We start from the raw sequence: 12,297 nt of genomic DNA on the forward strand, positions 1-12,297 counted from the left end.
AAAAAAAAAAAGAAAGAACTCTTCAATTATCCAGTTTTCTTTATATAATAATGCTATTGAAAAAAATAATTTACTTTACCGTTTTGAAATAAAACCAAAAAACACAACAGAAGGATATATGATGGAAACTCATAATGGCATACTTTCAACATTTATAAAATTATTTAAGAAAAATAGAGGTGATGTCGATAAAACGATAGAAAAACTTGATACAAAGTTAAACAATACACTTATTGCCGAAGAACAGGCAGAAGTATCAACAACATTGGATGGAAATGGTCAAAAGAAGGAAAGTCATTCCCTCCCTTCCTCAGATAAGCTCATAGTAAAGTGCAAATCATATATAGACAATGATATTAAAGATATATTAATCCTGTCTGATACAAATATCTTTTATGTGAATGAAAAACAAACATTTAATCGAGACAAAGTAACAGAAAATCTACGAATAATTACTGAGATACTTGAAAAAATAGAGAAAAACCGCAGAAGGCTTATAGGAGAAATGTCAACGTTATATCTTACTTATCCGGAATATCAAATTATATTCAGCTCAGTTGATAATTCACAGGCATGTGCCGTCATAACAGATAATGGCAAGTTGGGAAAAGTGACAAAAAAAGCACAATTGATTTTTAGTGACATTAATGAGCTGATTCAAAAATAATAATATTATCAATATTTAAAGAAGAGATTTTGAATATACGGAAGGCAAAGGAAGGAGTCATTACCGATAATGCAAAAAAATAAATATCAAAAAGAAATTGTCTCTTTTTTAAGGGAACTGGAAACTGAGATAGCAAGGGTTTATCACTACGACAAAAGTCTTCCGTTTGTCAATGATAATGATGAGCATATGCTGATTCCTGTAAAAAAAACAAATATACCCACGTTGGTATGTACTAATGAAGATAGTATTTTACATACATCTTTGCAAAGTGCTACATACATGGCACTCAATAATGTGGAGGAAAGTTTACTTTTTAATCCTAAAATAGATAATTGCCTAAAACTGGATATTAAAAATATTTTAGTGATTCCCTGTGGTAAACGTTTTGACAGTGATACCATATTTGCCACATTGATACTCTATGACTTAAAAAGCAGTAAACATATTTTTAGTAAAAAAGAACTTGATAGTATTGATGAGATAGTTCAAAAAAGTACAACCTTGTTTATGAAAAAATATCCTAAAATCATACATAAAAATTTGACGCTTGAATGCTTGGATCAAAAAAAGTATTGCGAAACACAGTTAAGCAAAGAAAGAGATTTTTTTTCAGCGATGGTGCATGATATCAGGACACCAATGAATGCTGTTTTAGGATTTTTGGAGCTTTTAGAAACAGAAGTAGAGCAACAAAATCAAAAAGAATATATTCGGGCAGCGTATAAAAGTGGTGAACTTATTACCACACTGATTAATGATATCCTGGATATGAGTAAACTGCAGGCAGGAAAAATAGAAATTGACCGTTATATTTTTTCACCGGTTGATCTTTATAAAGATATAAGTATGCTTTTTTATTATGCTGTCAAAAAGAAAGGTATTAATTTAGTAACCTATTTTGATCCGGAAATACCATATACTATTCAGTCAGACCCTTATAGACTAAAACAAATTATTAACAACTTTATAAGTAATGCCATTAAATTTACTCCTGAGGGGGGGAGTATAGATTTGGAATTTAACTATAATCATGAAGAGGAGACATTGGGAATTAGTGTTTCTGATACAGGAATAGGTATGTCCAAACAAGTACTTCAGAAAATATTTTCTCCTTATGTCCAAGCTTCTAAAAGTACAACAAAAGATTATGGAGGAACAGGGTTGGGATTGGCAATTTCCCAGCAATTGACAGCATTGTTGGGAGGAAAAATTTCTGTAGAAAGCAAAGAAGGAGAAGGGAGCTGTTTTACATTGATCATACCTGCGAAGCCCATTGTCGGTATGATTGCTACGGTCGATAAAGATGATTTTGAAGAGATAAAACTTATTTTGGTTAAAGATGAACATGCTGGAGAAGAACATAAGCAAATCATTTCTATACTAGAGCGATATGCAGTAAGCCTTGATATTGAATACGTTGTCGTGGATGAAGAAGAAACATTTAAACACTTAAAAAAGAAACGTCAAGATACTGTTTGTATCGTTGACAGTAGTATTATTAATGACAATAATCGACATAATTTTGAAAAACTTGTAAAAACATGCGATCATAATATTCTATTTCTTGAATCCAGTACTTTATTGGGTGAAACAAGTTTTAATGATGTGCCAATTGTAACGCGGCCGTTATCTCCAGACAAAGTATTTGATTTAATCTTGAACATCATAGAAGGAAAGGATGCTGTCCAAACAAAACTTGATTTGTCTATTGACCGTAGTGCTAAACCGCTTGAAATTCTGGTTGTCGATGATAATTATATTAATTTGAAATTAATGACTGAAGTTGTTAAAAAGATGAACCATCATCCTGTAATGGCCAAAGACGGACTTGAAGCAGTTAAAATTTATAAAGAAAAAGAATTGGATATTGTCTTTATTGATCAGCAAATGCCAAAAATGAATGGAACAGATGCAATAAAAAAGATGCGAAAAATTAAAAAAGAAAAAGAAGTTGCTATTTACGGATTAACCGGTTCTGATGATCAGGCATCAACAGAAGCAATGCGTGAAGCCGGAGCAAAAGATGTATTAATCAAACCTATTGAAGTTAAAAAACTTGTAGCGATATTCAATCAATATCTATAAGGTAACTTTAGTTGAATTGACTAAAGTTATCTGTGTGAAAATAATTAAGATAATACTTGACAAAGATACACTCAATGTTGTATAATATTTTCAAGCATTTAAATTGTAGGTGCAAAAGTTAAGAAAAAAGGAGGTCTTTCATGAGTCAAGAGACAGAAAAAGATCTTGAGCAGACTCAGAACGAAGAGCCGGTAGAAGAGGTTCAGAGTGATGAAATAGATCCGTTGGAGGCTGCCAAAGCTGAAGCAGCGGAATATAAAGAAAAGTATATCAGAGCCCATGCCGATTTTGAAAATGCAAAAAAACGCTTGGAGAAAGATAAAATGAACGCCGTATCTTATGCAAATGAAAGCTTTGCAAAAGATATTCTGGCAGTACTTGATTCATTTGAAAATGCATTGGATTCCATTGAAAGTGCAGATAAAGAAAATGCATCTGAAGTTCTGGAAAAAATGCAGGAAGGTGTAAAGCTCACCTATGAGCAGCTGAAGAAAGTACTGGAAAAGAACCACATTAAAGAGATAGCAAGCAAAGGTGAGTTCGACCCTGAAGTACATCAGGCGATCATGCAGGTAGACAGTGATGCACACAAAACGGACGATATCGTTCAGGTAATGCAGAAAGGGTACACCATCAAAGACAGAGTACTCCGTCCGGCAATGGTGAGCACCGCTAAGTAAAGGTGAGTGAACCTCACGTTTACAGGTGCGAAACCGGAGCGTGGAGCAGAGCGACCGCGGAGGCTGGAGAGCACCGCTAAGTAAAGGTGAGTGAACCTCACGTTTACAGGTGCGAAACCGGAGCGTGGAGCAAGAGCGACCGCGGAGGCTGGAGAGCACCGCTAAGTAAAGGTGAGTGTGAGAAGCGTTAAGCAAACGATACCTGCGTGTCGTTTATAGCTTCGAAACCGGAGGTGATGTCTTGCAAAGACCACCGAAGGAAGAACCTTGTAAACAAAACTTGATAAAAAGTGACTCAATGCAACTAAAGTAGCATAGGATTTGCATCTTTATCAACTATAATAATACCAGTAAAACAAATATATCACTTATAAAAGGAAAAATCATGGGTAAAGTATTAGGAATTGACTTAGGAACAACAAACTCTGCAATGGCAGTGTATACAAACGGCGAAGCGGCGATCATTGCCAATAAAGAAGGTAAAAACACAACACCTTCTATTGTGGCATTCACAGACAAAGGCGAAGTTCTTGTCGGCGAATCTGCAAAAAGACAGGCGGTAACGAATCCGGAGAAAACGATCTACTCTATCAAGAGGATTATGGGTCTTATGTGCGAAGAGGAAAAAGCGAACGAAGCGAAAGAGAGACTTCCTTACCACATTATAGACAGAAACGGAGCCTGTGCAATCGAAGTAGCGGGTAAAACCTATACACCGCAGGAAATCTCTGCAAAAGTATTGATGAAGATGAAAGAGGATGCTGAATCATACCTCGGTGAAACGGTGACCGATGCAGTTATTACCGTGCCGGCATATTTCAACGATGCACAGAGAAAAGCAACTAAAGAAGCCGGTACGATCGCGGGACTGAACGTGATGAGGATCATCAACGAGCCCACATCAGCGGCACTGGCTTACGGGCTTGACAAAAAAGATGCCGAGCAGATCGTAGTATATGACCTGGGGGGCGGTACTTTCGATGTCACTGCGCTTGAAACAGGTGACGGTGTCGTAGAAGTATTGGCAACCGGCGGTGATGCATTCCTTGGCGGTGATGACTTCGATAACAGAATCATCGATTATGTTGCAGGTGAATTCAAGTCTGAGAGCGGTATCGATATTAAAGCGGATGTTATGGCACTGCAAAGAGTCAAAGATGCAGCGGAAGCAGCAAAAAAAGAGCTTTCAAGTGCTACCGAGACTGAGATCAACCTGCCGTTCATCACAGCAGATGCGAGTGGTCCGAAACACCTTGTAACCAAAATTACAAGAGCGAAGTTCGAATCACTCATCGGTGACCTTGTGGCAAGTACAATCAAAACGATCGAGTCTGTACTCAAAGATGCCAGTCTGAGCAAAAGCGATGTCAAAGAAGTGGTCATGGTCGGTGGTTCCACCAGAGTACCATTGGTACAGGAAGAGGTGAAGAAATTCTTCAACAAAGAGCTTAACAAATCTGTGAACCCGGATGAAGTCGTTGCACTCGGTGCAGCGATCCAGGGTGGTGTACTGGCAGGTGATGTCAAAGACGTACTCCTGCTCGATGTTACACCGTTGAGCCTTGGTATCGAAACACTGGGCGGCGTGATGACAAAAGTCATTGAAAAAGGTACGACCATCCCTGCGAAGAAGTCTCAGATCTTCTCTACAGCGGAAGACAACCAGCCGGCAGTAAGCATTCATGTTCTCCAGGGAGAGCGTGAATTTGCCAAAGACAACAAGTCACTCGGTATGTTTGAGCTGAGAGATATTCCGGCAGCGCCAAGAGGTGTACCGCAGATCGAAGTGACCTTTGATATCGATGCAAACGGTATCCTGACTGTATCAGCGGTAGACAAAGGTACAGGTAAATCCCAGGAGATCAAGATCACCGGTTCGTCAGGACTTTCTGATGAAGAGATCGAAAAAATGGTTCAGGATGCTGAAGCGAACAAAGCCGAAGATGAAAAACGCAAAGCAGTTGTTGAAGCGAAGAATCAGGCGGATGCATTGATCCATCAGACCAGAAAATCGCTTGAAGATCTCGGTGAAAACTTCGATGCGAGTGAAAAAGCGAACATTGAAGCAGCGATCGCTGATCTTGAGACCGTTCTCAAAGACGACAATGCGACCAAAGAGCAGATCGATGAGAAGGTTAAAGCTCTGACTGAGAAGAGCCACAAACTTGCTGAAGCAGCCTATGCCAAAGAGCAGGGCGGACAGCAAGGCGGTGCAGCCGATGCAGGAAAGAAAGCGGACGATGACGATGTCATCGATGCAGAAGTCGAATAAGACCTCTGCATAAAATGCAGCCAGCTGCATGGGCTCTCTGCCGAAGAGGTCTCAGCGACGGCGTAGCGTTACGGGCTTTGCCCGAGAAGCGTTAGAATGATGAGTAAACGATGTCATTGATGCAGAGGTCGAGTAAGGCCTCTGCATATAAAATGCGGCCAGCCGCATGGGCAGGTTCTCTGTCTAAGCAGCTAAAGAAAGTTTAAAAGCCTGGTTTCCCGAAAGGGAGCCGGGCTTTTTTTATGCCTTCATTTTGGCGCAGGGTATGTAATCATGCACCACATCATAACGTTTCATATCAAGAAAAAGATATGGCATAGGCACCATAGAAATAGAAGAAATTAAAAGTCGAACGGTTGATAAACCATGACCCAGAAGTTGGTGCCTTCATCTCCGTAGGCGACATCTACACGTACCGGGATCTCTGCCGCCATGGCACGCAGACTCACCCCTACATCATATTTCATATCTTTTAGCAGATCAAAATTGTACGTATCGTTTACTCTGCCGGCTTCGGCAAAGGCAACGACCTGGAACCAGTCAATCGCTACTGGGATGTAACGGTTCGTTCTGAACGGGTTGTATTTCAGAACAGCTCTGTATTCCGCGGTGGCATAGAAAGCTGCTTTGTCTGAAAAACGATCCTGATCATATCCTCTCATTCGGAACAGCCCGCCCAGCCTGGCACCTTCCCACGGGGGTGGACGGTGTGCATTGATGCTGGTATTTTTGTAGGTGTTGTCATCATCCCATGAGAACGAGTACCCTGTCCATAAACTCATTGCCAGTACATTTTGCTGAGACCAGGAGAAGGTCGGAAGATCAATATACTGGTTATATTTGGCTTCTAAAAAATCCCAACTCTGCAGTGAGTCTCCCCAGCCGAAATCTTTTGAGTATTGAAGCTGGAACTGGTATCCCCGTGAAGGATTGAGATCGTAGTCCGTATTGTCATGGAGAAGAAAAAATCTCAAGCCATTTGTATTCCAGACGGGGAAAGGTGCTTCGTTGTTGTTCTCAAAGACGTTATGTGAATAGAATGTTTTGATTCCCAGAGAAGTTAGGCCGGTCACAAAAGGTTTGCCTCCGCCATAGCCCTCTCGCCCCATAGCAAAACCGTTTTTCAGGTCGTAAATGCCTTCGGGATTGTCGATGCCTTCTCCGATAGGAAGTACATAGCGGAAGGCGGTATAGAGGAAATCAGAATCTCCCGAAGTGACAAGTGCCTGATCCTGATTTGAATTATTCCCACCTTTCCAGTAGACTCTGGCTTTGGGAAAATAACTTTTAAGACCGTAAAGTGAGAAGAAGAGTCTGTCGGTATAAGGAAGTTTATAGTCTGAAAAGAGAAGAAAACCTCCGGAAAAGTTTGCTGTATCTGCCTGGCCGTTTGTAATGATATCCTGTTTTGCCCCGTAAAAAGCGGTAGCGACCAGTGTGGTCTGAGGCTGAAAGAGTCCCTGTTTAATGACGCCCAAACCGCCGGAAAAACCGGTAGAGTCTGAAGAAAAGACATAAGGCAGCACAATCCAGTCTTTGATATGCGTCAGGCTGCTGATATTGATGTCGTCAAAGATATGTGTACCACTGTCTTCTTCAGCGTGTATGGAAACATTAAATAGAAGCGCAGCAGTGAAGGCCGATACAAGTAGTTTATTTGTCTTTTTCATGAAACAATTATAGCCAAAGTATATTAGATTTTTTAGGATATAATAATCGCAGAGAATAATGAATATTGAGATAAGGATAACGCAATGGAAATAGAGAAATGTACAACACTTGAAGACGCGAGAGAAAAGATTGATGCAGTGGATGAAGAGATCGTAAAACTGATCGCAAAACGTAACGAATATATCAAGCAGATCGCACATTTTAAAACGTCTGTAGAGGAAGTAAAAGCAGAAGACAGAATTTCTGATGTAATTTCCCGGGCGCGGGAACAGGCGATCTCTCTGGGGCTTTCTCCCAATCTTGTCAACGATCTTTTTGTCCGCATGATAGATGCTATGGTGGAGAGTGAGATTGCCGAATTCAACAATGCAAAAAGTTTTTAAGTTTTTTGCTTTTCTTTATCGTCGTCATCATCGGTGGCGACGTCAACAGCTGCGCCAACGGCAGCCCCTGCAATATCTACGGTTGTACTGACTACCGTACCTGCTACCGAGACAGGTGCCGTTACGATCTGTGTACAGCCTGACAGCATGATCGAAACCGGTATTGTCCATAAAATATTTTTTTCCATAGAAAAGTATATCCAAATCTTTTGTGTATTGTACTACACAGAGAGTATGGTACAATAATCCCGAACAATACAATAGAGATATCATACTTCTATACTATTGTATAAAGGAGAACCGTGAAAATACTATTACTTGAAGATGATGTGATCCTGCAGGAGATCATTGAGGAATTTCTAAGGGAAAATGGCTACAGGGTAGAAAGTTTTTATGACGGTGAAAAGGCGCTTGATGCTATAGGTACAGACCGCTATGATATGCTGCTGCTCGATGTCAATGTTCCCAATATCGACGGTTTTGAAATTCTCTCCTATCTTCGGGAGATCGGGAATACTACCCCGGCTATCTACATCACTTCGCTGGCAGGGATCGATGATCTCAAAAAAGGGTTCGATCTGGGTGCGGATGATTACCTGAAAAAGCCGTTTGAACTTGAAGAACTCCGTGCACGTATAGAGCATATTGTCCGGCTTTACCGGCTGCAGGAAGAGATAGAGTTTGACGGTATGAAATTCATTCCCAAAGCGCATCAGATCATTATTGAAGATCAGCTGATTGAAATGCGTCAGAAAGAAGCACAGGTACTGGAGTATTTTATCCGAAATACGGGTAAGATCATTTCTTGTGACGAAATCATTGAAAATGTCTGGAGTGATGACAGTATGCCTACCCATGCTACCATTCGTACCTATATCAAGAATTTGAGAAAAATGTTTACAAAAGAGTATTTTGACAACATCAAAGGAGAGGGTTATCGTTTTAACATCCTATGAAAGAAAGTCACTGTTTAGATTTCTGACACTCTATCTTTCCTCCGTATTTGTACTGCTTGCGATCATCGGCTATCTTTTTTTTGAAAACAACCGTGCTTCCATGAAGAGTGCTATGAAATTCGAGATGATGTATCAGTCCCGTATGCTCTCTTCCAAGATCATTATGGCTGCCATGAAAGAAAAAAAAAGGAAGATAGACCGAATACGGTTTTTGAAAAATCTCAAACACTGCCGTTTTGAAGTAGGCTATTTTGACAAGAACAAAAAACCGATCTATTCCGAGATAAAACATGTTACCGATTTCCATACGGATTTTTATGTAAACGATATGAAATGCTATACGGTAACAGAGGACAAAAGCGGACATCTCGGTGTGTATTATATTGTACTGAAAGAGAATGAGCTGGCCCGGACACTTCGGGAACTTCGCATCAGGATCATCGGCTATCTGGTACTCTCTTTTATTCTGATGGGTGTGGTGGGATATTTCCTCGGACGGCTTTTTCTTCAGCCGGTCAGGGAACAGATAGAATCGCTCGACCGTTTTATTTCCGATACGACACATGAGCTTAATACACCGGTCTCTGCAATATTGATGACCGTACAGAGCCTTCGGGGGATCGAAAACAAAAAGCTCAAGCGCCTTGAAGCCAGTGCCAAACGCCTCAGTGTCATGTACAGCTCACTGACTTACAGGCTTGCAGGAAAGGTCGAACCGGATGAATGGCTGCGTTTTGACCAGATTATCGAATCACGTGTAGAGTACATACGGGACCTTGCCGATTCAAAATATGTCAGTATAGCACTGGATCTTGAGCCTACTTTGGTCTATATGAATGAACAGAGTGCCTACAGGCTTATAGACAATCTTCTGAGCAATGCGATCAAGTATTCGGATAAAGGAGACAGTGTAACCATTACGCTTCAGAAGAATGTACTGAAAGTCAAAGATACAGGTATCGGGATCGACAAGGAAAAACAGAAAGATATCTTTAAACGGTTTCATCGTGAAAATGAAGAACGCGGAGGTTTTGGCATCGGGCTGGACATCGTACTTGCCATCTGCCGAAAATATAAGATCAAACTTGAACTTGAATCAAAAAAGGGAGCGGGGAGCACGTTTGTTCTCTTCTTTCCGTCCCGACAGCCGTTTAACGGGCTTCGACCGTCTCCATGAGGATACCGATGGTATCTGTCATTGTCAGGATCCCCTGAAGTTCATTGTTGTCAAGGACCAAAAGGCGTTTAATACTGCTTTTGACCATCATTCTTGCGGCATATTTGACATTGAGCTTCGCGGAAATAGAAAAAAGGCAGGTTAACTTGCACCGTCTCGAATAAGTACTGTTTTGACTGTTTTAAACAGGATCACCATATCCATCCACAAATTCCAGTTCCTGATATACCAGACATCGAGTTCGACACGGGAATCAAAATCTACATCACTGCGTCCGCTGACCTGCCACAAACCGGTTATTCCCGGCTTTACAGACAGTATTGTCCCTATCTCTTCGCCTATGTCTTTTTTTTCACTGAGCATATAGGGACGCGGACCTATGAAGCTCATATCTCCCCTGAAAACATTAAAGATCTGCGGCAGTTCATCGAGAGAAGTACGGCGCAGGAAGTGGCCGGCTTTTGTCACACGGGGATCGTTCCTGTATTTATGGTACGTGTCATAGTATGTGATTTCTTCGGGATGTGCTTTAAGATACTGTTCCAGCAGGGTATCGCTGTTTTCGTACATAGTCTGGAATTTGTAGCAGCTGAAGGGTTTTCCGTTTTTTCCCAGGCGTTTTTGTTTGAAGAGTATTTTTTCATGGGGATTGCCACGTTTTATTTTATAGGCAATAACAAGCATGATCGGGATCAAAAAGGGAAAGATGGCCAGGGAAAGTGTAAAATCCGATATATTTTTAAAGAGGGTTCTGTAACGGCTTTTGAGTCTGTTTTGAAAAACGATGAGGTTTGTTCTCGTATTGGAAAGGTCATAAATGTGGGAATGTGTCAGATCATAATCATCCATGAGAGGGATGAAGATCACTTCTTCTCTTTGTTTGATCTCCTGAGAAATGATCTTTTTAAGTGTTGGAAGATCACTCTCCTTGGAATTGACAAAAACAGTGGCAGGTTCTTCCCCCTTTTTGGGTTCAATATAGCCCAGGTAGGGATTGCCGTAAATTTCGCTGGTCAAAAAGGGGTCATCACCGTAAATCTTTGCCTTTTTCTGCCAAAGTCCAAGTTTATGCAGTATTTTTTTACTGATATTCTTGGAAAGAGGAATGAACAGTGACATGAGTACAAAAGAAAAACCGATGACAAGGCGGGAATAGTCTTCCGCAGATTTTGTCATAGCCAAATAAGCAAATATAAGTATGGCTGAAAAAAAGATGACTTTAAGAACAATACGGCTTTCGTGCCAGAAATCATATCTGTATGTGTAGATGCCCTCATAGGTGAACAATAGTATAGGGATAATGTAAATAGGATAAAAAAAGATATATTCAGATAGCGGAAAGGTATGAGGATGCGACAGTTCTATACTTCCTCTGATAAGATAAGCGATATATACGGCAAGAACGATCGAAACAATATCAAAGAGAATAAAAATAAATCTTGATATAACTTCTTTCACTTATGTTCCTTTGTGACCGGCGGTATTGGGGTATAGCTGTTTTATTTTTTCTTTAAAAACCAAAAATAAAAAATAGGAATTCGTATAAATATATCTTTTCCACATACGTCCCGGTTCCTGCAAGAATCTGTAAAACCACTCCAGGCCTGCATTTTGCATCCATAACGGAGCTCTTTTTACTTTGCCTGCGATGACATCAAAACTGCCGCCAACTCCCATAACAAGACTTGTTTTCAACTGATCTTTATGTGCAGAGACGAAGTTTTCTTTTCTCGGTGAGTTCATACCTATCAATAAAATATCAGCATGACTTTGATTGATCATTTTAACAATGTTATCTTCATCGGTAAAGTATCCGTCATGGTAGCCTGCAACAATTTGTTTTGAGTAAAGTGTTTCATAATGTGCAACTGTCTTTTGGACTATGTCTTTTTGCGCACCGAGGAAAAAAACCGTATATCCACTTTCATGAGACAATGCTATCAGTTTTTCCATAAGATCTATACCGGTAATTCTACTGATCTTTTGCTTTAACAAAAATTTGACTGCCCAGACCACAGACATACCGTCGGCATTGATAATATCGGCATTTTGGATCATTTGTGCATAGGCAGGATCTTTATGCATCCAGACCACCTTTGCAGCATTCAGGTCTTCTCTTATGACCTGTCTATGCTGAACGATACACTCCTGTAGAGTCAAGAGTGTTTCTTTCTCGGTACAGATATCGACCGGATAGCCTAAGAAGTTGATTCTATTTTTCATTTTCTCTGATCATTTTTGCGATATCCCCAGCCTTGGCTTTCCAGCTGTTCTGCAAAGCTTCCTTCTCAAGAAGTTTTATATAATTTCTATCTTCCTTAAGTTCAAGAGCCTCATCTATTTTTGCTATGAAGTCATCATGGTTTTTCCCAATAAGTACAGATTCATATTTCCTGCATTCCG

The 12,297-nt window shown here is 40.4% G+C and carries 13 protein-coding genes; 7 read left to right on the forward strand and 6 right to left on the reverse strand.

Annotated features, from left to right (window positions below):
* From F8L24_RS10755 to dnaK, 4 genes are all read left to right on the forward strand, one after another.
* The coding region (locus F8L24_RS10755; RefSeq protein ID WP_294955451.1) for a hypothetical protein at positions 1 to 667 on the forward strand (667 nt) is incomplete at its 5' end.
* A gap of 69 nt (positions 668 to 736) precedes the next feature.
* Complete coding sequence (locus tag F8L24_RS10760) at positions 737 to 2,755, forward strand: ATP-binding protein (protein ID WP_294955452.1); 2,019 nt, start codon at positions 737 to 739, stop codon at positions 2,753 to 2,755.
* Positions 2,756 to 2,895: 140 nt separating this feature from the next.
* Positions 2,896 to 3,435 (forward strand): nucleotide exchange factor GrpE, encoded by a 540-nt coding sequence (gene grpE / locus F8L24_RS10765; RefSeq protein ID WP_294955453.1) that lies wholly within the window; start codon positions 2,896 to 2,898, stop codon positions 3,433 to 3,435.
* 385 nt (positions 3,436 to 3,820) lie between these two features.
* Positions 3,821 to 5,707 carry a molecular chaperone DnaK gene (gene dnaK / locus F8L24_RS10770; RefSeq protein ID WP_294955454.1) on the forward strand — a complete coding sequence of 629 codons (1,887 nt, stop codon included), beginning with the start codon at positions 3,821 to 3,823 and terminating at the stop codon, positions 5,705 to 5,707.
* A 341-nt stretch (positions 5,708 to 6,048) separates the two neighbouring features.
* Here dnaK and F8L24_RS10775 read toward each other — a convergent pair whose 3' ends face one another.
* On the reverse strand, positions 6,049 to 7,377 hold the full coding sequence (locus tag F8L24_RS10775) for a hypothetical protein (RefSeq protein ID WP_294955455.1): 1,329 nt from the start codon (positions 7,375 to 7,377) through the stop codon (positions 6,049 to 6,051).
* An 84-nt stretch (positions 7,378 to 7,461) separates the two neighbouring features.
* Here F8L24_RS10775 and F8L24_RS10780 point away from each other — a divergent pair, with 84 nt between their 5' ends.
* Positions 7,462 to 7,761, forward strand: coding sequence for a chorismate mutase (locus F8L24_RS10780; protein WP_294955456.1), 300 nt, complete (start codon positions 7,462 to 7,464; stop codon positions 7,759 to 7,761).
* On the opposite strand, the gene F8L24_RS10785 is transcribed toward F8L24_RS10780, so the two are convergent.
* Positions 7,758 to 7,949, reverse strand: a complete 192-nt coding sequence (locus tag F8L24_RS10785; protein WP_365937992.1) for a DUF6726 family protein — start codon at positions 7,947 to 7,949, stop codon at positions 7,758 to 7,760. The two genes, F8L24_RS10780 and F8L24_RS10785, sit on opposite strands and share 4 nt — an antisense overlap.
* A 114-nt stretch (positions 7,950 to 8,063) precedes the next feature.
* Here F8L24_RS10785 and F8L24_RS10790 point away from each other — a divergent pair, with 114 nt between their 5' ends.
* Positions 8,064 to 8,717, forward strand: a complete 654-nt coding sequence (locus tag F8L24_RS10790) for a response regulator transcription factor (RefSeq protein ID WP_294955458.1) — start codon at positions 8,064 to 8,066, stop codon at positions 8,715 to 8,717.
* Positions 8,674 to 9,894 (forward strand): HAMP domain-containing sensor histidine kinase, encoded by a 1,221-nt coding sequence (locus F8L24_RS10795; RefSeq protein ID WP_294955459.1) that lies wholly within the window; start codon positions 8,674 to 8,676, stop codon positions 9,892 to 9,894. Before F8L24_RS10790 ends, F8L24_RS10795 begins: the two co-directional genes overlap by 44 nt.
* On the opposite strand, the gene F8L24_RS10800 is transcribed toward F8L24_RS10795, so the two are convergent.
* The 4 genes from F8L24_RS10800 to F8L24_RS10815 form a co-directional block, all read right to left on the reverse strand.
* Positions 9,869 to 10,021 (reverse strand): CBS domain-containing protein, encoded by a 153-nt coding sequence (locus tag F8L24_RS10800; RefSeq protein ID WP_365937994.1) that lies wholly within the window; start codon positions 10,019 to 10,021, stop codon positions 9,869 to 9,871. The genes F8L24_RS10795 and F8L24_RS10800 overlap by 26 nt on opposite strands.
* A gap of 14 nt (positions 10,022 to 10,035) precedes the next feature.
* Positions 10,036 to 11,352: a sugar transferase gene (locus F8L24_RS10805; RefSeq protein ID WP_294955461.1), complete on the reverse strand. Its 1,317-nt coding sequence runs from the start codon at positions 11,350 to 11,352 to the stop codon at positions 10,036 to 10,038.
* A complete protein-coding gene (locus F8L24_RS10810; protein WP_294955462.1) occupies positions 11,353 to 12,117 on the reverse strand; it encodes a WecB/TagA/CpsF family glycosyltransferase in 765 nt (254 codons plus the stop codon).
* The coding region (locus tag F8L24_RS10815) for a hypothetical protein (protein ID WP_294955463.1) at positions 12,107 to 12,297 on the reverse strand (191 nt) is incomplete at its 5' end. The genes F8L24_RS10810 and F8L24_RS10815, both read right to left, overlap by 11 nt.

This window comes from Sulfurovum sp. (assembly GCF_015493435.1).
Lineage (GTDB): Bacteria > Campylobacterota > Campylobacteria > Campylobacterales > Sulfurovaceae > Sulfurovum.